General features: G+C 73.4%; 21 protein-coding genes. 14 read left to right on the top strand and 7 right to left on the bottom strand.

What is annotated here, in order from left to right; all coding sequences use genetic code 11:
* Positions 1-218 precede the first annotated feature (218 nt).
* Positions 219-809 carry a TetR/AcrR family transcriptional regulator gene (locus AC3EQ1_RS21875; protein WP_432096038.1) on the top strand — a complete coding sequence of 197 codons (591 nt, stop codon included), beginning with the start codon at positions 219-221 and terminating at the stop codon, positions 807-809.
* Between the two features lie 451 nt (positions 810-1,260).
* Here the strand turns inward: AC3EQ1_RS21875 and AC3EQ1_RS21880 are convergent, their stop codons facing one another.
* Together AC3EQ1_RS21880 and AC3EQ1_RS21885 are read right to left on the bottom strand one after the other, a co-directional pair.
* Positions 1,261-2,268 (bottom strand): DeoR/GlpR family DNA-binding transcription regulator, encoded by a 1,008-nt coding sequence (locus tag AC3EQ1_RS21880; RefSeq protein ID WP_432096039.1) that lies wholly within the window; start codon positions 2,266-2,268, stop codon positions 1,261-1,263.
* A 126-nt stretch (positions 2,269-2,394) separates the two neighbouring features.
* The gene (locus AC3EQ1_RS21885; RefSeq protein WP_432096040.1) at positions 2,395-3,843 is read right to left on the bottom strand and encodes an NAD(P)H-quinone dehydrogenase; all 1,449 of its coding nucleotides are present in this window, start codon (positions 3,841-3,843) and stop codon (positions 2,395-2,397) included.
* A 96-nt stretch (positions 3,844-3,939) separates the two neighbouring features.
* Between AC3EQ1_RS21885 and AC3EQ1_RS21890 the strand changes: the two genes are divergently transcribed.
* From AC3EQ1_RS21890 to AC3EQ1_RS21900, 3 genes are all read left to right on the top strand, one after another.
* Positions 3,940-4,377 carry a gamma-glutamylcyclotransferase family protein gene (locus AC3EQ1_RS21890; RefSeq protein WP_351511090.1) on the top strand — a complete coding sequence of 146 codons (438 nt, stop codon included), beginning with the start codon at positions 3,940-3,942 and terminating at the stop codon, positions 4,375-4,377.
* 156 nt (positions 4,378-4,533) lie between these two features.
* The gene (locus tag AC3EQ1_RS21895) at positions 4,534-5,349 is read left to right on the top strand and encodes a purine-nucleoside phosphorylase (RefSeq protein WP_351511088.1); all 816 of its coding nucleotides are present in this window, start codon (positions 4,534-4,536) and stop codon (positions 5,347-5,349) included.
* Between the two features lie 284 nt (positions 5,350-5,633).
* A complete protein-coding gene (locus tag AC3EQ1_RS21900; protein WP_432096041.1) occupies positions 5,634-7,349 on the top strand; it encodes a phospho-sugar mutase in 1,716 nt (571 codons plus the stop codon).
* 362 nt (positions 7,350-7,711) lie between these two features.
* On the opposite strand, the gene AC3EQ1_RS21905 is transcribed toward AC3EQ1_RS21900, so the two are convergent.
* The gene (locus tag AC3EQ1_RS21905; RefSeq protein WP_432096042.1) at positions 7,712-8,362 is read right to left on the bottom strand and encodes a PH domain-containing protein; all 651 of its coding nucleotides are present in this window, start codon (positions 8,360-8,362) and stop codon (positions 7,712-7,714) included.
* Positions 8,363-8,583: 221 nt separating this feature from the next.
* Here AC3EQ1_RS21905 and deoC point away from each other — a divergent pair, with 221 nt between their 5' ends.
* Genes deoC through AC3EQ1_RS21920 form a run of 3 tightly spaced genes read left to right on the top strand, consistent with a single transcriptional unit; the run spans position 8,584 to position 11,899 of the window.
* Complete coding sequence (gene deoC, locus AC3EQ1_RS21910) at positions 8,584-9,579, top strand: deoxyribose-phosphate aldolase (RefSeq protein WP_432096043.1); 996 nt, start codon at positions 8,584-8,586, stop codon at positions 9,577-9,579.
* Between the two features lie 6 nt (positions 9,580-9,585).
* On the top strand, positions 9,586-11,022 hold the full coding sequence (locus tag AC3EQ1_RS21915) for an aldehyde dehydrogenase family protein (RefSeq protein WP_432096044.1): 1,437 nt from the start codon (positions 9,586-9,588) through the stop codon (positions 11,020-11,022).
* On the top strand, positions 11,015-11,899 hold the full coding sequence (locus tag AC3EQ1_RS21920) for an aldehyde dehydrogenase family protein (RefSeq protein ID WP_432096045.1): 885 nt from the start codon (positions 11,015-11,017) through the stop codon (positions 11,897-11,899). The genes AC3EQ1_RS21915 and AC3EQ1_RS21920 overlap by 8 nt, the downstream gene beginning before the upstream one ends.
* Positions 11,900-12,030: 131 nt before the next feature.
* Here AC3EQ1_RS21920 and AC3EQ1_RS21925 read toward each other — a convergent pair whose 3' ends face one another.
* Positions 12,031-12,612, bottom strand: a complete 582-nt coding sequence (locus AC3EQ1_RS21925; RefSeq protein ID WP_432096046.1) for an HD domain-containing protein — start codon at positions 12,610-12,612, stop codon at positions 12,031-12,033.
* A 242-nt stretch (positions 12,613-12,854) separates the two neighbouring features.
* Between AC3EQ1_RS21925 and AC3EQ1_RS21930 the strand changes: the two genes are divergently transcribed.
* Positions 12,855-13,529: a uridine kinase family protein gene (locus AC3EQ1_RS21930; RefSeq protein WP_432096047.1), complete on the top strand. Its 675-nt coding sequence runs from the start codon at positions 12,855-12,857 to the stop codon at positions 13,527-13,529.
* A gap of 464 nt (positions 13,530-13,993) precedes the next feature.
* Here the strand turns inward: AC3EQ1_RS21930 and AC3EQ1_RS21935 are convergent, their stop codons facing one another.
* The gene (locus tag AC3EQ1_RS21935) at positions 13,994-14,803 is read right to left on the bottom strand and encodes a SigE family RNA polymerase sigma factor (RefSeq protein WP_432096048.1); all 810 of its coding nucleotides are present in this window, start codon (positions 14,801-14,803) and stop codon (positions 13,994-13,996) included.
* Positions 14,804-15,020: 217 nt separating this feature from the next.
* Between AC3EQ1_RS21935 and afsQ1 the strand changes: the two genes are divergently transcribed.
* From afsQ1 to AC3EQ1_RS21955, 4 genes are all read left to right on the top strand, one after another.
* A complete protein-coding gene (gene afsQ1 / locus AC3EQ1_RS21940) occupies positions 15,021-15,698 on the top strand; it encodes a two-component system response regulator AfsQ1 (RefSeq protein WP_351511068.1) in 678 nt (225 codons plus the stop codon).
* Positions 15,695-17,236, top strand: a complete 1,542-nt coding sequence (locus AC3EQ1_RS21945; RefSeq protein WP_432096049.1) for an ATP-binding protein — start codon at positions 15,695-15,697, stop codon at positions 17,234-17,236. Before afsQ1 ends, AC3EQ1_RS21945 begins: the two co-directional genes overlap by 4 nt.
* Positions 17,237-17,427: 191 nt before the next feature.
* On the top strand, positions 17,428-18,018 hold the full coding sequence (locus AC3EQ1_RS21950; protein ID WP_432096050.1) for a hypothetical protein: 591 nt from the start codon (positions 17,428-17,430) through the stop codon (positions 18,016-18,018).
* A gap of 326 nt (positions 18,019-18,344) precedes the next feature.
* A complete protein-coding gene (locus AC3EQ1_RS21955; protein WP_432096051.1) occupies positions 18,345-18,827 on the top strand; it encodes a VanZ family protein in 483 nt (160 codons plus the stop codon).
* A 169-nt stretch (positions 18,828-18,996) separates the two neighbouring features.
* Here AC3EQ1_RS21955 and AC3EQ1_RS21960 read toward each other — a convergent pair whose 3' ends face one another.
* Both AC3EQ1_RS21960 and AC3EQ1_RS21965 read right to left on the bottom strand, forming a co-directional pair.
* Positions 18,997-19,356, bottom strand: coding sequence for a hypothetical protein (locus tag AC3EQ1_RS21960; RefSeq protein WP_432096052.1), 360 nt, complete (start codon positions 19,354-19,356; stop codon positions 18,997-18,999).
* A 176-nt stretch (positions 19,357-19,532) separates the two neighbouring features.
* Positions 19,533-20,696 carry an adenosine deaminase gene (locus AC3EQ1_RS21965; RefSeq protein ID WP_432096053.1) on the bottom strand — a complete coding sequence of 388 codons (1,164 nt, stop codon included), beginning with the start codon at positions 20,694-20,696 and terminating at the stop codon, positions 19,533-19,535.
* A 102-nt stretch (positions 20,697-20,798) separates the two neighbouring features.
* Between AC3EQ1_RS21965 and AC3EQ1_RS21970 the strand changes: the two genes are divergently transcribed.
* Together AC3EQ1_RS21970 and AC3EQ1_RS21975 are read left to right on the top strand one after the other, a co-directional pair.
* Positions 20,799-21,569 carry an alpha/beta hydrolase gene (locus AC3EQ1_RS21970; protein WP_432096054.1) on the top strand — a complete coding sequence of 257 codons (771 nt, stop codon included), beginning with the start codon at positions 20,799-20,801 and terminating at the stop codon, positions 21,567-21,569.
* A gap of 424 nt (positions 21,570-21,993) precedes the next feature.
* Positions 21,994-22,197, top strand: a complete 204-nt coding sequence (locus AC3EQ1_RS21975; RefSeq protein ID WP_351511057.1) for a cold-shock protein — start codon at positions 21,994-21,996, stop codon at positions 22,195-22,197.
* Positions 22,198-22,487: the final 290 nt, after the last annotated feature.

Below are 22,487 nucleotides of genomic sequence, written 5' to 3' on the forward strand. Positions count from 1 at the left end.
CGCACGCAGCACGTCAGCGGACCCCCGGCACCCGGTGCCGGGGGTCCGCCGCTGTCCGGGGCGCACTCGGCGACGCGGCCGTCGCCGGGGCCCGGCGACTCGCCGACACCGCGTTCCGGCCCCGCCCGGGGCGCACCGGAACGCGCCGGGCGCCGGGTGGCATGCTGGACTTCCCCGGACCGCGGCCGGGCGGCACCGAGGAGCACGGAGGACGGGCAATGGCGACCGAAGCGGCGCAGGACCCGGTGCGGCCGATGCGCGCCGACGCCCGGCGCAACTACGACCGGCTCCTGGCCGAGGCCCGCTCGGCCTTCACCGAACACGGCACGGACGCCTCGCTGGAGGACATCGCCCGGCGCGCGGGCGTGGGCATCGGCACCCTCTACCGCCACTTCCCCAACCGCTACGCCCTGATGGGTGCCGTCTTTCAGGGTGAACTCGACGCGCTGCTGGCCCGGTCACGGGAGCTGCTGGACGCGGAACGGCCCTGCGCGGCGCTGATCGACTGGCTGCGGGCCGTCATCGACCACGCGGGCACCTACCGGGGGCTGGCCCGGGCGCTGATGAGCGCCGCCCAGGACAAGGCCTCGGCGCTGGCGCGGTGCCGGGTGCCGATGCGCGAGGCGGGCAGCGCACTCCTGGCCCGGGCCCAGCGCGCGGGCTCCGTACGGGACGACGTCGACATCGCCGATCTGTTGCAGCTGACGAACGCGATCGCCCTGGCCGTCGAGGCGACCCCCGACGACCCGGACCTGGCTGACCGGCTGCTCGGCCTGACCTTCACCGGGCTGCGGCCACCGCACGGTTGAGCCGTCAGCCGTCAGCCGTCAGCCGTCAGCCGCCTGCGGCCGGACGGCGGTAGCGCAGCCCGGGCCGAGGGGCGGGTGCATCCCGCGGGTCCGCACCCGGTCCTCCTGAGGGCCTGTCGGACGGCACCTTGCCGGCCGGCGAGCCGCCGGGTGGCGCCCCGGCCCCGGCCCGGCCCGAGGCGATGCTCCGGCTGGGCGAGCAGGCGCTGCGGCTGATGCCGCCCGCCTCCCGCGCTGCTGGAGCACCGGTGGCACGGGGGACGCGGCGGCAGCCCACGGGGGCGCCCCCCTGGCCGGCGCCGCCGGCCACACCCGGAGCCGGGCGCCCGACGGCTGGGCCCGGACCCGGCCGCCGGCCCGGCGCCAGCCTCGGCCCAGCGCCAGCCGCGGCCCGGCGTTTCAGCCTCGGCCCGGCGTCAGCGGCGGCGCGGCGTTCCAGCCTCGGACCGCGTCAGCGGCGGCGCGGCGACAGGTCGGCGATGCGGCCGTTCGCCACCGCGGTCTGCTGGTCCGACAGGGCGCCGCCACCGCGCAGCTGGGGCCCGCCCGGCCCCGGCGGGTGGTTGCGCCGCTGGCCCGGCAGCGGCAGTTCCTCCTTCGGGGTGGAGGGCGCCATCCGGCGGGGCCTGCGGCCCGGCGGACCGCTTCCCTCGGCCCCCGCTCCGGACGGCCCCGGCCCCGTACCGGCCACCGCGACCTGCACGCCCTGGTCGGCGAGGGCCTGCAGTTCGGTGGCGGCGCGGTCGTCGTGCAGCGGGGGCTCGTCCGTCACCAGCCGGGTGATGACGTCCGTCGGCACCGTCTGGAACATGGTGTCGGTGCCCAGCTTGGTGTGGTCCGCGAGGACCACGACCTCGGCCGCGGCCTGGACCAGCGCCCGGTCGACGCTGGCCGACAGCATGTTGGAGGTGGACAGGCCGCGCTCGGCGGTCAGCCCGCTGCCGGAGAGGAAGGCCCGGGAGACCCGCAGCCCCTGGAGGGACTGCTCCGCCCCGCTGCCGACCAGCGCGTAGTTGGAACCGCGGAGGGTGCCGCCGGTCATCACCACTTCGACCCGGTTGGCATGGGCCAACGCCTGCGCGACGAGCAGCGAGTTGGTGACGACGGTCAGCCCCGGGACGCGGGCGAGCCGGCGGGCCAGCTCCTGTGTCGTCGTACCGGCTCCGACGACGATCGCCTCGCCCTCCTCGACGAGACCGGCCGCGAGATCGGCGATGGCCGTCTTCTCCGCGGTCGCTAGATGGGATTTCTGCGGGAAGCCGGACTCCCTGGTGAGCCCTCCCGGCAGCACCGCACCGCCGTGCCGGCGGTCGAGGAGTCCTTCGGCCTCCAGCGCCCGTACGTCCCGCCGTACGGTCACTTCGGAGGTCTGGACGACGCGGGCGAGTTCCCGGAGCGACACCGCTCCGTTCGCTCGCACCATTTCGAGGATCAATTGGCGACGTTCTGCAGCGAACACGAAACTGACAGTAACCCCAGCGACCGTCTGCTTTCAGCAGTTTGCGCCGAATTACAGAAGTTGTTCGCACAGGGGTGCCGCAAGTGGTATACGGGGCAACGACCCCGCAGGCGGCACCCGTACGGCCTACACCTCGCGCGGAGCCTTCCGGGTGTGGAGCTGCCGTGCCACCTCGGCGATCGAGCCCGACAGGGACGGGTACACGGTGAAGGCCTTGGCGATCTGTTCGACGGTCAGGTTGTTGTCGACCGCGATCGAAATCGGATGGATGAGCTCGCTCGCCTTCGGGGCGACCACGACACCGCCGACCACGATGCCCGTGCCGGGGCGGCAGAAGATCTTCACGAAGCCGTCCCGGATGCCCTGCATCTTCGCGCGCGGGTTGCGCAGCAGCGGCAGCTTGACGACCCGGGCGTCGATCAGCCCGTTGTCCAGGTCCGCCTGGCTGTAGCCCACGGTGGCGATCTCGGGGTCGGTGAAGATGTTCGCCGAGACGGTCTTCAGGTCCAGCGGCGCGACCGCGTCGCCCAGGAAGTGGTACATCGCGATCCGGCCCTGCATCGCGGCGACCGAGGCCAGCGCGAACACGCCCGTGCAGTCACCGGCCGCGTAGACGCCCGGAGCGGTCGTCCGCGACACCCGGTCGGTCCAGATGTGACCGGAGTCCTTCAGCCGGACCCCGGCCTCCTCCAGGCCCATGTCCGCGGTGTTGGGGATCGCGCCGACCGCCATCAGGCAGTGCGAGCCGGTGATGACCCGGCCGTCGGCGAGGGTGACCTCGACCCGGTCCCCCACCCGCTTGGCGGACTGGGCGCGGGAGCGGGCCATGACGTTCATCCCGCGGCGCCGGAAGACGTCCTCCAGCACGGCCGCCGCGTCCGGGTCCTCGCCCGGCAGCACCCGGTCGCGCGAGGACACCAGCGTCACCTCGGAGCCCAGCGCCTGGTAGGCGCCCGCGAACTCGGCACCGGTGACACCGGAGCCGACCACGATCAGCTCCTCCGGGAGCTCGGTGAGGTCGTAGACCTGGGTCCAGTTCAGGATGCGCTCGCCGTCGGGCTGCGCGTCCGGGATCTCCCGGGGGTGCCCGCCGGTCGCCACCAGCACCGCGTCCGCGACGAGTTCCTCGCTGGAGCCGTCCGCGGCGGTCACGGTGACCCGGCGCGAGCCGTCGGGGGCCTGGTGGGGCTGGAGCCGGCCGCGGCCGCGCATGACCCGGCCGCCGGCCCGGGTGACCGAGGCGGTGATGTCGTGGGACTGGGCGAGCGCGAGGCGCTTCACCCGGCGGTTGACCTTGCCCAGGTCGACGCCGACCACGCGGGCCGCCTGCTCGATGTGGGGCGTGTCGTCGGCGACGATGATCCCCAGCTCCTCGTAGGAGGAGTCGAAGGTCGTCATGACCTCGGCGGTGGCGATCAACGTCTTCGACGGCACGCAGTCGGTGAGCACCGACGCCCCGCCCAGACCGTCGGAGTCGACGACGGTCACCTCCGCGCCGAGCTGGGCGGCCACCAGCGCCGCCTCATAGCCGCCGGGTCCGCCACCGATGATCACGATCCGAGTCACGTGCTCCATTGTCCCGCACCCCTGCCCGCGCCTCTCTCCCGGGGGCCTCGGGTGCCTCTCCGGCACTCCCGGGGATCTCCGGCACGTCTCCCGTACCCTCGACCCATGTCGCTCTACGCCGCGTACGCCGGCAACCTCGACGCGCGGCTGATGTCCCGCCGCGCTCCGCACTCGCCGCTGCGCGGTACGGGCTGGATCTCCGACTGGCGGCTCACCTTCGGAGGCGAGCAGATGGGCTGGGAGGGGGCGCTGGCCACGATCGTCGAGGCGCCGCGGTCCCAGGTCTTCGTCGCGCTGTACGACATCGCCCCCATGGACGAGGACTCCATGGACCGCTGGGAGGGCGTCGGGCTCGACATCTACCGGCGGATGCGAGTGCGGGTGCACACCCTCGACGGGGACGAGGCCGCCTGGGTCTACGTCCTCAACGGCTACGAGGGCGGACTGCCCTCCGCCCGCTACCTCGGCGAGATCGCCGACGCCGCCGAGTCGGCGGGCGCCCCGCACGACTATGTGATGGAGCTCCGCAAGCGCCCCTGCTGACCGCAGCGCGCCCCCGTTCACCCCGGTCGGGAGCGGCCGTCGTCCCCCGCCGGAACAGCGGCGACGCAGTGGTGTCCGACCCGGCGCACGACCGGTATCCGATCGGTATCCGGACGGCGTCTACGCGCGTAGGCGAAGACAGGCTACGCTCGTGCCGTGAACGCTTCTCTTCCTTCGGACCACCGCGGCGCGCCCGACGCCGACGCCGCCGCCGCCCGCCTGCGCGAGCTGACCGGTGCCGAGAGCCACGACGTCGCACTCGTCATGGGCTCCGGCTGGGTCCCCGCCGCCGACGCCCTCGGAGCGCCCGAGTTCGAGTTCCCGGTCACCGAGCTGCCCGGCTTCCCGCCGCCGGCCGTCGCGGGGCACGCCGGCACCGTCCGCTCGTACGCCATCGGCGACAAGCGCGCGCTGGTCTTCCTCGGCCGCACCCACTACTACGAGGGCCGCGGTGTCGCCGCCGTCGCGCACGGCGTGCGCACCGCCGTCGCCGCCGGCTGCAAGACCGTCGTGCTGACCAACGGCTGCGGCGGCCTGCGCCCCGGCATGCGCCCCGGCCAGCCGGTCCTCATCAGCGACCACATCAACCTCACCGCCACCTCCCCGATCGCCGGCGCCAACTTCGTCGACCTCACCGACCTGTACTCGCCGCGGCTGCGCGCGCTGTGCAAGGAGATCGACGACACCCTCGAAGAGGGCGTGTACGTCCAGCTCCCCGGCCCGCACTACGAGACCCCGGCCGAGATCAACATGATCCGGGTGATCGGCGGCGACCTGGTGGGCATGTCCACCGTCCTGGAGGCCATCGCCGCCCGCGAGGCCGGCGCCGAGGTCCTGGGCATCTCCCTGGTCACCAACCTCGCCGCGGGCATGACCGGCGAGCCGCTCAACCACGAAGAGGTGCTGCAGGCGGGCCGCGACTCGGCGGCGCGCATGGGCAGCCTGCTGGCCCAGGTCCTCGGCCGGATCTGAGAGATCCCGGCCCCGGCCGGGTACCCCTGACCGGGCACGACGAGGCGATCACCCGGCGGGCCCGCCCCACAGCGGCCCGCCGGCGCGCCCCGGACGGCCCGGCGGACCAGGACCCCTCAGCCCTCCGGAGCCCGGGCCGCCCGGGCCACCCCGGCACACAGGCGGCCCGGTGAGACCGCCGCCGCGCCGGGTATCCCTTCCGTGCCCGCGACCCACCGGTGCCGCCGCCTCCTGCGCAGCGGCGCCGCGGTGACCGGGCCCCCTACCGGACACAGGAGCATCACGTGGCACGCGACACAGCGGAACTCCTCCGCCAGGCCCGTACCTGGCTGGCCGAGGACCCCGACCCGGAGACCCGCGCGGAGCTGAGCGCGCTGCTCGACGCCGTGGACCCGGCGGACGTCGAGAACGGCGCCGAGAGCCCGGAGCTCGCGGAGATCACCGAACGCTTCGCCGGCATGCTCCAGTTCGGCACCGCCGGACTGCGCGGCGAGCTCGGCGCCGGCCCGATGCGGATGAACCGCGCGGTCGTCATCCGGGCCGCGGCCGGCCTGGCGGCCCACCTGAAGAAGCAGGGGCAGACCGGCGGACCGGTCGTCATCGGTTACGACGCCCGCTACAAGAGCATCGACTTCGCCCGCGACACCGCCGCCGTGATGACCGGTGCCGGGCTGCGCGCCGTGCTGCTGCCGGAGCCGCTGCCCACGCCCGTCCTCGCCTTCGCCATCCGGCACCTCGGCGCGGTCGCCGGCGTCACGGTCACCGCCAGCCACAACCCGCCGCGGGACAACGGCTACAAGGTCTACCTCGGCGACGGCTCGCAGATCGTGCCGCCCGCCGACGCGGAGATCGCCGCGGAGATCGCCGCCCTGGGCGGCCTGGACGCGATCCCCCGCCCGGACTCCGGCTGGGAGACCCTCGGCGACGAGATCGTCCAGGCCTACCTCGCCCGGACCGACGCCGTCCTCTCCCCCGGCGGCCCGCGGGACGTGCGGGTCGTCTACACGCCGCTGCACGGGGTCGGCCGGTCCACCTTCGCCGCCGCGTTCGCCCGGGCCGGCTTCCCGGCCCCGACCGTCGTCGCCGAACAGGCCGAGCCGGACCCGGCGTTCCCGACGGTCGCGTTCCCCAACCCGGAGGAGCCGGGGGCGATGGACCTCGCCTTCGCCACCGCCCGCGCCGCAGGGCCGGACATCGTCATCGCCAACGACCCGGACGCCGACCGCTGCGCCGTCGCCGTCCCCGACCCGGCGGCCGAGGCCGGCTGGCGGATGCTGCGCGGCGACGAGGTCGGCGCCCTGCTGGCCCGGCACCTCGCCGACACCGGCGCCCGGGGCACCTTCGCGACCACGATCGTGTCGTCCTCGCTGCTGGGCCGGATCGCCGACCGGGCCGGCTCCGAGGTCTCCTACGACGAGACGCTCACCGGCTTCAAGTGGCTGGCCCGGGCCGACGGCCTGCGCTACGCCTACGAGGAGGCGCTCGGCTACTGCGTCGACCCGGCCGGCGTCCGGGACAAGGACGGCATCACCGCCGCCCTGCTCGTCGCCGAGCTGGCGGCCGGGCTCAAGCAGCAGGGGCGGACGCTCACCGGACTGCTGGGCGACATCGCCGTCGAGTACGGGCTGCACGCCACCGACCAGCTGTCGGTGCGGGTCGAGGACCTGTCGCTGATCGCCGCGGCGATGACCCGGCTGCGCGAACAGCCGCCGGCCGCGCTCGCCGGGCTCACGGTGGACTCCGCCGAGGACCTGACCCGGGGCACCGACCGGCTGCCGCCGACCGACGGCCTGCGCTACCGGCTCGCCGGGGACGCCGGGCGCGGTATGGACGCGGCGCGGGTGGTGGTCCGCCCGAGCGGCACCGAGCCCAAGCTCAAGTGCTACCTGGAGGTCGTGGTGCCGGTCGCCTCCGCCGCGGAGCTCGACCGGGGCCGGGCGACGGCGTCGGCGGTGCTGGACGCACTGAAGGCGGATCTGGCGGCGGCAGCGGGCATCTGACCCCCGCGCGCACCGCGCATCGACGTACGGGCCGCCGGGCCCGCGCGAGGCCCTCGGGTGGGATCACCCGGGGGCCCTCCGCGTTTCCCCTCCGCTCCGTTCCGCTCCCTCCCGCGACAACGGTTCGATGCCCGTCGGCGGATGACGGCCCGGGGCGAGCGTCGGCGGATGACGGCCCGGCACCGTGGAGCGGGGAACGGACCGGCGGGAGCGTCAGTGGACGACGGCCCGGCACCGATGAGCGACGAACGGACCGGGGCGAGCGTCAGTGGATGACGGCCCGGCACCGGGGAGCGACGAACGGACCGGCACGATCGTCAGTAGGTGACGACGCGGGCGTCAGCGGCGGACGGCGCGGGGCCTCAGCCGATGACGAACAGAGCCGCCGTCAGGACCGCCCCGACGAGGCTCGGGACGATGACCTCGAGGGCCCAGCGCACCTGGGGCCCGCCCTGCGCCGACTCGTTGGCCGCGTTGCGCTCCGCCAACTCCCGCAGGTCGTCCACCGCCTGGTCGGACGGGGCGCGGCGGGCCGCGGTGTCGGAGACGTCGGCCGTGCCGGAGGTCCGGCCGTACGGGTCCTCGGAGGCGGCGCGGGCGGCCCGGCGCGCCGCCGTCTTGCGGGCCCGCAGCGACACGGGGATCGCCCACAGCTGGTAGGTGCGGCCGCCCGCGAGGACCTCGCTGGAGTAGCCGGCCCGCACCCCCTCGACCGACGCCCAGGGCAGCGTGACGGTCCGGAAGGGATTGCGCACCCGGAGCCGGTCGGCACCGGCGAACACCGCCGGGCGCAGGGTGAACGCCACCACCAGCGGAACGACGAGCAGCAGCCCGGCCAGGGCCAGCCAGGGGGTGCGCCCCTCCCCGCGGATCACCGCGTCCCCGCCGAACCACAGGGCGAGCACGAGCAGCAGCACGCCACCGACCAGCGCGGACGGCGAACGGTAGACGCGGTCGGCGAATCCCTGCTGCGACGCGGGCCGGGGTGCGGAGGAGTTGTCGGGGCTCGTCATGGGCCCGATTCTGCCCGATCGTCCGGATGCCGGACATTGCGTTCCGGCATCGAATACCGGTGTTCGCGGCGCCTCCACCCGCGCTCCGGGCCCGTTCCCGGGCCCCGGCGGCACACACATCCACCAGGGTCCGCGGGGCCGTCCGGGGGAGCCCGTCCCGGCGGAAGGAGAGCTCGGGGGGTGACAGTTGCTACGCGCGTAGATATGCTCGGGTGGTGACCATGCCCACCACTGTTCCCGCATACGGCAGTGAAGCCGCGGAGCGCCTGGCGTCGATGGCGGACGTGACCGCCTCGGATGCCGCACTGCGCCGCTTCCTGCACGGCCTCCCGGGTGTCGACGCGGTCGGTCTGCAGGCCCGCGCCGCGACGCTCGGCACCCGCTCGATCAAGACCACGGCGAAGGCGTACGCCATCGACCTGGCGATCTCGATGATCGACCTGACGACGCTGGAAGGCGCGGACACCCCGGGCAAGGTCCGGGCGCTCTGCGCGAAGGGCGTCCACCCCGACCCGACGGACCGCTCCGCCCCGAAGGTCGCCGCGATCTGCGTCTACCCCGACATGGTGGCCACCGCCAAGGACGCGCTGGCCGGGTCCGGCATCCATGTCGCCTCCGTGGCCACGGCGTTCCCGGCGGGCCGCGCCGCGCTGCCGGTCAAGCTCGCCGACACCCGGGACGCGGTCGCCGCCGGGGCCGACGAGATCGACATGGTGATCGACCGGGGTGCCTTCCTCTCCGGCCGGTACCTGGACGTCTTCCAGGAGATCCAGCAGGTCAAGGCGGCCTGCGCGCGGCCGGACGGCACCGCCGCCCACCTCAAGGTGATCTTCGAGACCGGCGAGCTCCAGACATACGACAACGTGCGGCGCGCCTCCTGGCTGGCGATGCTCGCCGGCGCGGACTTCATCAAGACCTCCACCGGCAAGGTCGCGGTGAACGCCACTCCCCCGGTCACCCTCCTCATGCTGGAGGCCGTCCGCGACTTCCGCGACGCCGTGGGTGTACAAGTGGGAGTGAAGCCCGCCGGCGGCATCCGCACGACCAAGGACGCGATCAAGTACCTGGTCATGGTCAACGAGACGCTGGGCGAGGAGTGGCTGACGGCGGACTGGTTCCGCTTCGGCGCCTCCAGCCTCCTCAACGACCTGCTGATGCAGCGCCAGAAGCTGAGCACCGGGCGTTACTCCGGTCCCGACTACGTGACGGTGGACTGATCCGACATGAGTTCAGCATTCGACTACGCACCCGCCCCCGAGTCCCGGGCGGTCGTGGACATCGCCCCCTCGTACGGGCTGTTCATCGACGGTGAGTTCACCGAGGCCTCGGACGGCAAGGTCTTCAAGACCGTCTCCCCGTCCTCCGAGGAGGTGCTCTCCGAGGTCGCCCAGGCGAGCGGTGAGGACGTCGACCGCGCCGTCCGGGCCGCCCGCACGGCGTTCGCGTCCTGGTCCGCCCTGCCGGGCGCCGAGCGCGCCAAGTACCTCTTCCGCATCGCCCGCATCGTCCAGGAGCGCTCGCGCGAGCTGGCGGTGCTGGAGTCGCTCGACAACGGCAAGCCGATCCGCGAGTCGCGGGACGCCGATCTGCCGCTGGTCGCCGCGCACTTCTTCTACTTCGCGGGCTGGGCGGACAAGCTCTCGTACGCCGGCTACGGCGCCGACCCCAAGCCGCTGGGCGTGGCCGGGCAGGTCATCCCGTGGAACTTCCCGCTGCTCATGCTGGCGTGGAAGATCGCCCCGGCGCTGGCGGCGGGCAACACCGTCGTCCTCAAGCCGGCCGAGACCACCCCGCTGTCGGCCCTGTTCTTCGCGGACATCTGCCGCCAGGCCGGGCTGCCCAAGGGTGTCGTCAACATCGTCACCGGTGACGGCGCCACCGGCGCCGAGCTCGTCGCCCACGACGGCATCGACAAGGTCGCCTTCACCGGCTCCACCGAGGTCGGCAAGGCCATCGCCCGCACCGTGGCGGGCACCCGCAAGAAGGTCACCCTCGAACTGGGCGGCAAGGCGGCGAACATCGTCTTCGACGACGCCCCGATCGACCAGGCCGTCGAGGGCATCGTCAACGGCATCTTCTTCAACCAGGGCCACGTCTGCTGCGCGGGCTCCCGCCTCCTGGTCCAGGAGTCGGTCGCCGACGAGCTGCTGGACGCCCTCAAGCGCCGGATGAGCACCCTCCGGGTCGGCGACCCGCTGGACAAGAACACCGACATCGGCGCGATCAACTCCGCCGAGCAGCTGGCCCGCATCCGCAGCCTCGCCGACGCGGGCGAGGCCGAGGGCGCCGAGCGCTGGGCCCCGGCCTGCGAACTGCCGTCCTCCGGCTACTGGTTCGCGCCGACCCTCTTCACCGGCGTGACCCAGGCGCACCGCATCGCCCGCGAGGAGATCTTCGGCCCGGTGCTGTCGGTGCTGACCTTCCGCACCCCGGCGGAGGCCGTGGAGAAGGCCAACAACACGCCGTACGGGCTGTCGGCGGGCATCTGGACGGAGAAGGGCTCGCGCATCCTGTGGATGGCCGACCAGCTCCGGGCCGGGATCGTCTGGGCCAACACGTTCAACAAGTTCGACCCGGCCTCCCCCTTCGGCGGCTACAAGGAGTCGGGCTACGGCCGCGAGGGCGGCCGCCACGGTCTGGAGGCCTACCTCAATGTCTGATCGCCTGGGTGTCCTGAAGACCTACAAGCTGTTCGTCGGGGGCAAGTTCCCCCGTTCCGAGAGCGGGCGGGTGTACGAGGTGACCGCAGCAACATCGGCCGGTGACACGGCGGGCGAGGGCGCCTGGCTGGCGAACGCCCCGCTCTCCTCCCGCAAGGACGCCCGGGACGCGGTGGTGGCCGCCCGCAAGGCGTTCGGCGGCTGGTCGGGCGCGACCGCGTACAACCGCGGCCAGATCCTCTACCGGATCGCGGAGATGCTGGAGGGCCGGCGCGGCCAGTTCGCCGCCGAGGTCGCCGACGCGGAGGGCCTGAGCGCCGCAGAGGCCGCCGCGCAGGTGGACGCCGCGATCGACCGCTGGGTCTGGTACGCGGGCTGGTCCGACAAGGTCGCCCAGATCGCCGGTTCGGCGAACCCGGTGGCGGGCCCGTTCTTCAACCTCTCCACCCCGGAGCCGACCGGTGTGGTGGCCGTCCTGGCCCCGCAGGAGTCCTCGTTCCTCGGCCTGGTGTCGGTGATCGCCCCGGCGGTCGTCACCGGCAACACCGTGGTGGTGGCGACGTCCGAGCGGGCCCCGCTGCCCGCGCTGTCCCTGGGCGAGGTGCTGGCCACCTCCGACCTGCCGGGCGGTGTGGTCAACGTGCTGTCCGGGCGGACCGCGGAGATCGCGGCGCCGCTCGCGGCGCACCAGGACGTCAACGCGATCGACCTCGCGGGCGCCGACGCCGCTCTGGCGAAGGACCTGGAGACGGCCGCGGCCGACAACCTCAAGCGGGTGCTGCGCCCGTCCGCCACGGACTGGACCGCCGACCCGGGCACGGACCGACTGCTGGCCTTCCTGGAGACCAAGACGGTCTGGCACCCCATCGGCATCTGACCGCCGCTCCACCCGCACGAGCCCCCACCGGCCCCGGCCGGCGGGGGCTCGCCGGCATCCCGGGGCGTGCCCGCCGAGTTGAGGGCATCGGCACGGACGGGGCTGGGTGGGCAGTGGGCTCCCTGGACGGCTCAGGGCAGGTAGGTCTTCTGCCACTCGATCGAGGTCATCGTCAGCGCGGCCTCGGCAAGCGCCTGGGCCGAGGGCGTCTTCAGCTTCGAGAGGCTGCTGTCGATCCACGGCTGGACGTTGGAACACCCCTGCTCGCGATACTCGACGGCCTGGATCAGGCATTCGAGCTTGTCGGCGTCGTGCGCGCAGATCACTTCGAGAGAGTCGCCGTTCTCGTACTCCTCCACGATGCGCTGCGCCCCGGCCTTCACCGCCGGGTGTGCGGCTGACACCTGGTCCGCGGTGACCTTCTCGTTGCCGGCCGCCTCCAGGTAGCGACGGCCGATGTGCGGGATGTCGCTGACCCGGGTCTCCTGCGTGTCGTGCCAGAGCCCGAGGAGCGCCGTCTTCGCCGGGTCGGCCCCCTCCATCATGGCGAGCACGGATCCGATGAGGGCGACCCTGAAGCTGTGCTCGGCGATGGTCTCGGGGTCCTTGACCCCGGCGATCCACCACCCGGACCGCTTGGCGCGCTTCAGCATCCCCATCTCCAGCAGGAAGCCCGCCGTGCCCTTCGCCTGCTCCTGCTCTGTGTCCGCCATGAGATGCGTCCTCCGGTGTCTGTGTGATGGTCGCTCGGAACGCAATGCACACGAGCCTCCGCGCATCGCCCCGCTCCTCACCATGCCCCGGGCGCCGAGTGGGCCAACTCTCGCCGGTCCCCGGCCCCCCGAACGCGCGATGCACCCCCAGACACCCCTCGCAGCCCGCCCACGCCCCGCCCGGGACCGCTCCGCACCCACGGGTTCCGGAGTCGCGCCCCGATGCGCGACAATGGTGACCCGTGACCTCCCCTCATCGTTCCGCCCGCGTCGTGCTGCTGACGGGGCCGTCGGGCTCCGGCAAGTCCTCCCTCGCGTCCCGCACGGGCTTCCCCGTGCTGCAACTCGACGACTTCTACCGGGAGGCCCACGAGGAGGCGTCCCCCGGCGGCCCGCGCGCCCCGATGCCGCTGCTGCCGGACGGCGCCATCGACTGGGACTCGCCGCGGTCCTGGGACGCCGACGCCGCGGTGGCCGCCATCACGGCGCTGAGCCGCGACGCCGTGACCGACGTCCCGGTCTACGACATCGCGACCAGCTCCCGGACCGGTACGGCCCGGCTCGACATCGGCGGGGCACCGGTGTTCATCGCGGAGGGCGTCTTCGCCGCCGACATCGCCGAGCGGTGCCGGGAGCTGGGCGTCCTGGCGGACGCGCTGTGCCTGCGCGGCCGGCCGTTCACCACCTTCCGGCGGCGGCTGGTGCGGGATCTGCGGGAGGGCCGCAAGTCGGCCGCGGTGCTGGTCCGGCGGGGCTGGCGGCTGATGCGCGCGGAGCGGGAGATCGTCGCCCGGCAGACGGCGCTCGGCGCGCACCCCTGCGGCAAGGAGGAGGCGTTCGCACGAATCGCCTCGGCCGCGGAACGCCGCGCTCCGGCCCGCTCCGGCCGCGGCCCCGCCCGTACGGTCAGCGCCTGACAGCCGCGTCTGACGCCCGCGCCCGACACCGGGCCCGACCAGGAACGGCGCCCTGGCAGCCTCGCCCGGCGGAACAGCCCGGGTCGGCGGAACAGCCCGGCGAAACGGCTCGGGTATGCGGAACGGGGCCGGCGGCACAGCCAGGATGCACGGAACGGGACCACCAGGACGGCCCAGGAACACGGAACGGTACTGACGAACTGGCCGGTAACGCGGAACGGCACTGCCGGAACAGCCCGGGAACACAGAGCAGGCCAGGCGGAACGGCCCCGGAAAACGGAACGGGACCGAGCAGACCCCCCGGCCACTCGGTCCCGCCTTGTCGCACCGCCGCTCCCCCAAGCGGCGGCCCCCGTCTTCCCCCGTGATCCCCCCGTGTTTCCCCCGTACGGCCCGTCCGTCCCCCGATGGACGGGCCTCTGCCGCTCCCCCCCGGGGCGGCAGCCCCCGTTTCCCCCCTGCCTTCAGGCGACCAGTTCGCCGAAGGACTCCTCCGCGTCACGGCCGAAGCTCAGGGCCTCGTCCTCGCGCAGCCGGCGCAGGGAGCGCCAGATGCTGCTCTTGACCGTGCCGACGCTGATGTCCAGGATGTCCGCGATCTCCGGGTCGGTGCGGCCCTCGTAGTAACGGAGCACGAGCATCGTCCGCTGGAGCTCGGGCAGCCGGGCCAGCGCCTGCCACAGGACGGCCCGCAGCTCGGTGCCGCGCATCGCGTCCTGGTCGCCCGCGGTCTCCGGCAGTTCCTCGGTCGGGTACTCGTTGAGCTTGCGCCGGCGCCAGGCACTGATGTGCAGGTTCGTCATCGTGCGGCGCAGGTAGCCGCCGACCGCGGCCTTGTCACTGATCCGGTCCCAGGCCCGGTAGGTCGAGAACAGCGCGCTCTGCAGCAGGTCCTCGGCCTCGAAACGGTCCCCGGTCAGGTGGTACGCCGTCGCGTACAGGGAGGCGCGGCGCTCCTGGACGTAGGCGGTGAACGCCGCTTCGGCCTTCACCGACTCCGCCCGGTCGCTCCGCTTCCCCGTTTCCTCCCTGTACGACGGCTTCGCGGCGGCGCCGCCGGCGACCGTGAACGCGTCGATCGCCACACGGTACGGCGGCCTGCCGCGTCCGGCGCCGCGAGCGCACCCCCGCCCGCTCACGGCACCGGACTTCTCGGGGCTCCGGGCGGCCGGAAGGTGGCCGACGCGGAGCGCGTCCCTGGACGTGTGGTGGTGGCCGACGGGCGTGGCCGTGCGAATCACTGCGCTGGTGGTCCCGGTGTGCAGTGTGTTCATCTCGCGCCCCCCGTCGGTGAAGCCTTGAGTCGGCCGGTTGTCCCCGGGCCGTTGTCCTGCCCGGTGCACAACAGACTGCCGGGCCAGTTTCATCGGGCTGTCCGTCGACTGTCACAGGCCTGTCACAGGCCCCGGACCGGCGCGGGGAGGGCGGATCCGGCCCGGCGGGGACCGGCGAGGTCGAACTACCGGTGCTCCTTGGGCCAGAATGACCGACGTGCCTTTCCTGTTGCTGATCGAGGACGACGACGCCATCCGCACGGCTCTCGAGCTGTCCCTGTCCCGCCAGGGCCACCGCGTGGTGGCCGCGGCCACGGGTGAGGACGGCCTGAAACTGCTGCGTGAGCAGCGCCCGGACCTGATCGTGCTGGACGTGATGCTGCCGGGGATCGACGGTTTCGAGGTGTGCCGGCGGATCCGGCGCACCGACCAGCTGCCGATCATTCTGCTGACCGCGCGCAGCGACGACATCGACGTCGTGGTGGGCCTGGAGTCGGGCGCCGACGACTACGTGCTCAAACCGGTGCAGCCGCGGGTGCTCGACGCCCGGATCCGTGCCGTGCTGCGGCGCGGCGAGCGGGAGTCCAACGACGCGGCAACCTTCGGCTCCCTGGTGATCGACCGGTCCGCGATGACCGTGACCAAGGACGGGGAGGACCTCCAGCTGACCCCGACCGAGCTGCGGCTGCTGCTGGAGCTGAGCCGGCGGCCGGGGCAGGCGCTGTCCCGGCAGCAGCTGCTGCGGCTGGTGTGGGAGCACGACTACCTCGGTGACTCCCGGCTGGTGGACGCCTGTGTGCAGCGGCTGCGGGCGAAGGTGGAGGACGTGCCGTCCTCGCCGACGCTGATCCGTACCGTCCGGGGTGTCGGCTACCGGCTGGACAGTCCCCAATGACGGACCGTCCTCAGCCGCCCGGCCGGGTGCGCGGCTGGGCGGCGGGCAAGCTGCGCCTGACCAGTCTGCGGTTGCGGCTGGTCGTCGTGTTCGCCCTGGTCGCGCTGACCGCCGCGGTGTCCGCGTCCGGTATCGCGTACTGGCTCAACCGGGACGCGGTGCTCACCCGTACCCAGAACGCCGCGCTCAACGACTTCCGCAAGTCGCTGGAGGACAACGCGGGTTCGCTCCCGCTGCGCCCGCCGTGCGACCAGCTCCAGGACGCCGCGAACCGGATGGCGAGCACCACCCAGCACTACGAGGTGGTGCTGATCGACAAGGAGCGGGACGGCAGCGACTGCGCCGCGCCCTCGGACTCCGGCATATTCACCCTGGACGCGGTGCCCGCCGCGCTGCGCAAGGCGGTCAACAAGGAGCGTCCGGCGGACGAGGGGGACGGGCTGCCGTACCACCTGTACTGGCAGCGGCGGACGATCGGCGGGGACCCGTTCCTGGTCGGTGGCGCCAAGGTGATCGGTGACGGCCCGACCGGCTACATGCTGAAGTCGCTCGCCTCGGAGCGCGACGACCTGAACTCCCTGGCCTGGTCGCTGGGGATCGCCACGGCGCTGGCGCTGGTCGGCTCGGCGCTGCTGGCGCAGGCCGCCGCGACGACGGTGCTGCGGCCCGTGCAGCGGCTCGGCAAGGCGGCGCAGCAGTTGGGGGAGGGCAAGCTCGACACCCGGCTGCGGGTGTCCGGCACCGACGAACTCGCCGATCTGTCCCGGACGTTCAACCGGACCGCCGAGTCCCTGGAGGCCCGGGTCGCGGAGCTGAGCGCCCGGGAGGCGTCCAGCCGCCGGTTCGTCGCCGACATGTCGCACGAGCTGCGCACCCCGCTCACCGCGATCACGGCGATGACGGAGGTGCTGGAGGACGAGGCGGACAGCCTCGACCCGATGATCGAACCGGCCGTCCGCATGGTGGTGACCGAGACCCGTCGGCTGAGCGACCTGGTGGAGAACCTCATGGAGGTCACCCGGTTCGACGCGGGCACGGCGCGGCTGGTCCTGGACGACGTGGACGTGGCGGACATGGTCACCGCGTGCATCGACGCCCGCGCCTGGCTGGACGCGGTGGAGCTGGACGCCGAGCGCGGCCTCGTGGCCCGGCTCGATCCGCGGCGGCTCGACGTGATCCTGGCGAACCTGATCGGGAACGCGCTGAAGCACGGCGGTTCGCCGGTGCGGGTCTCGGTGCGCACGGTCGCCGCCGGTACGCCGGAGGCGGAGCTGGTCGTCGAGGTCAGGGACCACGGGCCGGGCATCCCGGAGGACGTCCTGCCGCATGTCTTCGACCGCTTCTACAAGGCGAGCGCCTCCCGGCCGCGTTCCGAGGGCAGTGGACTGGGGCTGTCCATCGCGCTGGAGAACGCCCATGTCCACGGCGGTGAGATCTCCGCGGCCAACTCGGCCGACGGCGGTGCGGTGTTCACCCTGCGGCTGCCCATGGACACCTCCCGGCTGGGGCCGGACGAGGACGAACAGGACGACCAATGATGCGCCAGCACCCGCGGACCGGACTCGGCCGCCTTCTCCGTCTGTCCGGCCTGCGCACCTCTGCGCCCGGAGGGACGGAATCCGGGGGCGCACCGGGGCCGTTCGGGCTGCCGGGCCACGGGGAGGGGCAGGTCCGCCGAGCGGGTCGGGTCCGCCGTTCGCGGCGGATCCGCCGGGCGGGGAGCGTGGCCGTGGCCGCGCTGCTGCTGGGCACGGCGGGCTGCGGCATCCGCGGGACGTCCGTGCCGGTGGACGCCGGGGCGGCCCCCTCGCGGGCCTCCTGCCAGGTGGCCGGCGGCGACCGGACCGAACCCGCGGACTCCCCGTCGTCCGTGCCGGTCAAGGCCTATCTGGTCTGCAGCATGCAGATCATGCCGGTGGACCGGACGGTGCAGCTCCCCGAGGGCCGGCTGGTGGCGGACCGGCTGCGGGTCGCCCGCGCCCTCGTCGACGAGCTCCAGGCCCAGCCCGACGCGGCCGAGGAGGAGGCCGGGTTCTCCACGGAGGTCCCGGGCGCCCTGGAGGTCACCGGCCCGCGCAAGGACGACCCGAAGGACGCCCTGCGGCTGAGCCGGCTCCCCGACGAACTGCCGCCGTACGCGCTGGCCCAGTTGGTGTGCACGTTCGCCGAAACGCTGCGGAGCGGCGGTGTGGTGGCCGAGAAGGAGCCCTCGGTGGTGCTCGGCGGCCCGTCGGACGACTCCCTGGAGCGCTACGCGTGCACCGAGGGCCTGCGAACCAGGCCGGAGGCCGCGCCCACCGACGGCACGCCGGTGGAGTGACCGCCGGCGGGTGCGGAACCCGGGCGGGCCGGTGAGGACCTGGGGTCGATGCCGGTGCCCCGGCCGGGCGTCCGGGGCCCGGAGGCGATGCCGGAGCCGGGCGCGGGCGCGATGCCGGTTCAGTGGCCGGGGCCCGCGCCTGAGGCCGGTGGCGGGCGGCACGCCGGAGTTCAACCGGCCGGTAACCGGCGAGTAACAGCTGGAAGACAGCCGGACGCGCCGGAACCGGTTTCCCAGGAAGCCGCGTCCTCCTGGGCGTGCAGCGTCATGGCTCCGGCGAGCGCCCTCTTCCCCCCTTCCGCGCGACAGGATTCGTCCTCCTGGCCGTGCATCTCTCGATGGTCGGCTGGTTCACCCTGCGTCCGCTGACCGTGCCGTGGGTGGCCGCGACCAATCTGCGGCCCCTGGCCACCATCCGGGCCCAACTGGCCCAGGGGCCCTGGGACGCGGTCCACTTCCTCGGCCCGTGGCTGCTGTTGCTGGCACCGCTGGGCGTGCTGCTGCCGGTGGTCACCGGGCGGCTGGACGGTTCGCTGGTGGGCTCCCTGGCGCACACGGTGTTCACCGGCGCGATGATGTCGCTGGGCATCGAGCTGCTGCAGACCGACGTCCCCGGGCGCACCCTCGATGTGGACTCACTGCTGCTCAACACCGCGGGTGTCGCGATCACCCACCTGCTGCTGGTCCCACCGCTGCGGGCGTGGGCGCGACGGCGGAACAGTGCCACGCCGGCCGTGCCCCGGCCCCGCGAGGAGGCGGCGCCGGCGGAAACGGCACGACGGCTGACCGAGGTCGGCAGCGCGCTGTGAGCGGGGCGCCGGGCCGACCGCCGGGGGACGGCGGCAGGCGGAGGGACGCCGACCGGCCGGTGACGACGACCGGCGAGTGACGACGACGGCGCCCCGCCCGTACGCGCTGTACTACGCGCTGTACGGGCGGGGCGCCGTCGTGCCGGGGCGGGTGCCCCGGGAACCGCGGTCAGCCGATCGGCAGGCCGGAACCGGTGGAGTTGAGGTTGCCGACGGGCAGCCCGCCGATCAGACCGGTCTTCGCCCCCTGGCCCGCCTTCTTCTTGCCCTGGACGCCCTGGACGTCCCGGGTGTTCTGCTGCTTCCGGACGATGCCGTCGAGCGGGAGCTGCGACAGGGTGCTGTTCATGTTCTGGTCGACGGCGCTCTCACCGGCGCGGACGGCCTCCTGGCCGCCCGGCACGCCCTGGGCCGCGGTCTCCACGGGCAGCTGGGTCTGCACACCGGCGGCGGCGGTCCCGGCGGCGGCGACGGCGAAAGCGGCACCGAGCACGGCGGCACCGAGGGTCTTGGCGGTTCCCTGCTTCATGGAATTACGTCCTCGTGGTGGGGAGTCGTGAGCGGCACCGGGACTCGGGCAGACCGAAGAACGCGAGCCGTGACCGCGGGACTCCGCAACGTAGCCACTCCGCAGGGCACCCGCAAACATGCGAGGGGACCGGCCGGGTCGCGTGTCCCGGCCGGTCCCCTCGCTTCCGCTCCGCCCTACCGGTCGGAGCCGGAGGTGCTGGTGGCAGCCGGTTCGATGGCGGTCTGCCGGAACAGCCACTCGGACTTCAGCTCCGCGTACCCGGGCTTGATCACGTCATTGATCATGGCGAGCCGTTCATCGAAAGGAATGAACGCCGACTTCATCGCATTGACGGTGAACCACTGCATGTCGTCGAGGGTGTACTGGAAGGTCTCCACCAGCCGCTCGAACTCGATGCTCATGCTGGTGCCGCTCATCAGCCGGTTGTCCGTGTTGACGGTGGCCCGGAAGTGGAGCCGGCGGAGCAGCCCGATCGGGTGCTCGGCGTACGAGGAGGCGGCGCCCGTCTGGAGGTTGGAGGTCGGGCACAGCTCCAGCGGGATGCGCTTGTCCCGGACGTACGAGGCCAGGCGGCCGAGCTTGACCGTGCCGCCCTCGGTGACCTCGATGTCGTCGATGATCCGGACGCCGTGGCCGAGCCGGTCGGCGCCGCACCACTGGAGCGCCTGCCAGATGGACGGCAGACCGAACGCCTCACCCGCGTGGATGGTGAAGTGGTTGTTCTCGCGCTTCAGGTACTCGAAGGCGTCGAGGTGCCGGGTGGGCGGGTAGCCGGCCTCGGCGCCCGCGATGTCGAAGCCGACGACACCCTGGTCACGGTAGGCGTTGGCGAGCTCGGCGATCTCCAGGGCGCGGGCGGCGTGGCGCATCGCGGTGAGCAGGGCGCCCACCCGGATGCGGTTGCCGTCCTCGCGTGCCCGGCGCTCGCCCGCGCGGAAGCCCTCGTTCACGGCCTCTACGACCTCTTCGAGGCTGAGCCCGCCCTCGAGGTGCTGCTCGGGCGCGTAACGGATCTCGGCGTACACGACGCCGTCCGCGGCGAGGTCCTCGGCGCACTCGGCGGCCACCCGGACCAGCGCCTCGCGCGTCTGCATGACGGCGCAGGTGTGCGCGAAGGTCTCCAGATAGCGCTCCAGGGAGCCGGAGTCCGCGGCTTCCCGGAACCAGACGCCGAGCTTGTCGGGCTCGGTCTCGGGCAGCCCGTCGTAGCCCGTCTCGCGGGCCAGCTCGATGATCGTGCCGGGACGCAGACCACCGTCGAGGTGATCGTGCAGCAGCACCTTGGGGGCCCTGCGGATCTGGTCCGGGCTCGGGGTGTTGGTGGTCTCGCTCGTCATTTCCGCACTCTAACGCCTACGCGCGTAGAGCACCCCGAACGATACGGAACGGTGACCCGCGCGCAGGGTGGTGTGCACCGGCGCGTCTGCCATCGTTCTGCCATGGCTCAGCAAGCAGTGCCGGTGCGGGGTGCCCGGCTGGGGCGGGCGGCGGGAGCGACCGGGGCGGACGCGACGGTCCACGGGGTGGTGCTGCTGCTGCCCGGCGGGCAGCCGGTGAGCACCCGGCGGCAGTCGCCGGTGACCACCGCGGCGGCCCGGCCGCTGGCCCGGCGGCTGGCCCGGGCGGGGCGCGCCGACGGGCTGGTCACCCATGTGGTGCGGTACCGCTACCGCGGGTGGAACGGCGCCGCGTCCCACCCGGTCGAGGACGCCCGCTGGGCGGTGGACGAGGCGGTGCGGCGGTACGGCGACGTGCCCGTCTGTCTGGCCGGCACCGACATGGGCGCCCGCGCCGCCCTGCGGGCCGCGGACCACATGGCCGTCAACTCCGTACTGGCCCTGGCCCCTTGGCTGCCGCAGCAGGCGCAGGAGAGCCCGGCGGTCCCCGAGCCGGTGCGGCAGCTCGCGGGCCGGCACGTCCTGCTGGTGCACGGCACCGACGACGCACGGACCGATCCGGAGCTGTCCTACCGGCTGGCGGAGCGGGCGAAGAAGGTCAACCGTGACGTGTGCCGGTTCGAGGTGCACACCGACGGCCACGGCCTGACCCAGTACCGCGCCGAAGTGCTGGCCCTGGCCACGGACTTCGTGCTGGGCGCGGTCCTCGCCCGCGGCTTCTCCCGCCCGGTCGCCGACGCGCTGGCCGCTCCCCCGCCGCTGGGGCTGCGCATGCCGCTGGCGGCGGGCTTCAGGGCTTCGCTGCGGCGGTGACGGTGCGCGGCGGCGGCTTCGGGCATCGCTGCGGCAGGGACGGCGTGCGGCGGCTTCGGCGTCGGCGGCAGGGACGGCGTGCGGCGGCAGCCGGGGTGCGCCGGAGCCCGGTCACCGGCGACGGAACGGGTCCCGCTCCCCGGCACCGGCCGCACCCGATGGGCGGCGGGCCGTGCCGCGCTCTCCCGGGCCCGGCTCCCCCATATGGCGGGCAGCGCTTCGGACCACGCCTCCGGACCGGTCACCGTGCTAGTCTCGGGCCGAGTTGCAGTTGTGGTTCCCATCGAATCCAGGTGTTCTGGTCGGGTCTTTCGTCGGCGGGTTCATTTTGTGTACCGGCTCCCGAGCCGGGCGAGGCAATCATCTCGGCGACACGGGAGCCGCACGGTGCGGTTCCCGAGACAACCCCCGGAAAGGGACTGGTATGGCAACCGGCACTGTGAAGTGGTTCAACTCCGAAAAGGGCTTCGGCTTCATCGAGCAGGACGGCGGCGGCCCCGACGTCTTCGCCCACTACTCGAACATCGCCGCTCAGGGCTTCCGTGAGCTGCTTGAGGGCCAGAAGGTCAGCTTCGACCTCACCCAGGGCCAGAAGGGCCCGCAGGCGGAGAACATCACCGCCCTCTGACGCCCCGCGCGTATTGGGGCCCGCACCCTGAGGTGCGGGCCCCAGCCATTTGTGCACGACTCGCACGCCGGCATGCCACCGCATGAGCGCTGCCCGCTTCCCGGCGGCTCCGCCCGACAGCACCGCCCGGCCGCACGGCCCGGCCTCCGCCGTCCGGAGCGCCGGAGGCCGCTGCACCCCGGGATGAATGTTCACCGCAATATTCACCGCCCGGCACCGGCCGTTTTCCGGCCGATCCATTCTCTGCATTCCACCCGGTTCGTTCCTGCGTTTTCCCGCGCCCGCCGCTG

This window comes from Streptomyces sp. bgisy100, assembly GCF_057709105.1.

Coding starts and splice junctions, on each gene's coding strand:
- AC3EQ1_RS21875 (WP_432096038.1), top strand. CDS start 219: ATGGCGACCGAAGCGGCGCAGGACCCGGTGCGGCCGATGCGCGCCGAC.
- AC3EQ1_RS21885 (WP_432096040.1), bottom strand. CDS start 3,843: ATGGAGCACGTGACTCGGATCGTGATCATCGGTGGCGGACCCGGCGGC.
- AC3EQ1_RS21890 (WP_351511090.1), top strand. CDS start 3,940: ATGTCGCTCTACGCCGCGTACGCCGGCAACCTCGACGCGCGGCTGATG.
- AC3EQ1_RS21905 (WP_432096042.1), bottom strand. CDS start 8,362: ATGACGAGCCCCGACAACTCCTCCGCACCCCGGCCCGCGTCGCAGCAG.
- deoC (WP_432096043.1), top strand. CDS start 8,584: ATGCCCACCACTGTTCCCGCATACGGCAGTGAAGCCGCGGAGCGCCTG.
- AC3EQ1_RS21915 (WP_432096044.1), top strand. CDS start 9,586: ATGAGTTCAGCATTCGACTACGCACCCGCCCCCGAGTCCCGGGCGGTC.
- AC3EQ1_RS21920 (WP_432096045.1), top strand. CDS start 11,015: ATGTCTGATCGCCTGGGTGTCCTGAAGACCTACAAGCTGTTCGTCGGG.
- AC3EQ1_RS21925 (WP_432096046.1), bottom strand. CDS start 12,612: ATGGCGGACACAGAGCAGGAGCAGGCGAAGGGCACGGCGGGCTTCCTG.
- AC3EQ1_RS21935 (WP_432096048.1), bottom strand. CDS start 14,803: ATGAACACACTGCACACCGGGACCACCAGCGCAGTGATTCGCACGGCC.
- AC3EQ1_RS21945 (WP_432096049.1), top strand. CDS start 15,695: ATGACGGACCGTCCTCAGCCGCCCGGCCGGGTGCGCGGCTGGGCGGCG.
- AC3EQ1_RS21960 (WP_432096052.1), bottom strand. CDS start 19,356: ATGAAGCAGGGAACCGCCAAGACCCTCGGTGCCGCCGTGCTCGGTGCC.
- AC3EQ1_RS21965 (WP_432096053.1), bottom strand. CDS start 20,696: ATGACGAGCGAGACCACCAACACCCCGAGCCCGGACCAGATCCGCAGG.
- AC3EQ1_RS21970 (WP_432096054.1), top strand. CDS start 20,799: ATGGCTCAGCAAGCAGTGCCGGTGCGGGGTGCCCGGCTGGGGCGGGCG.
- AC3EQ1_RS21975 (WP_351511057.1), top strand. CDS start 21,994: ATGGCAACCGGCACTGTGAAGTGGTTCAACTCCGAAAAGGGCTTCGGC.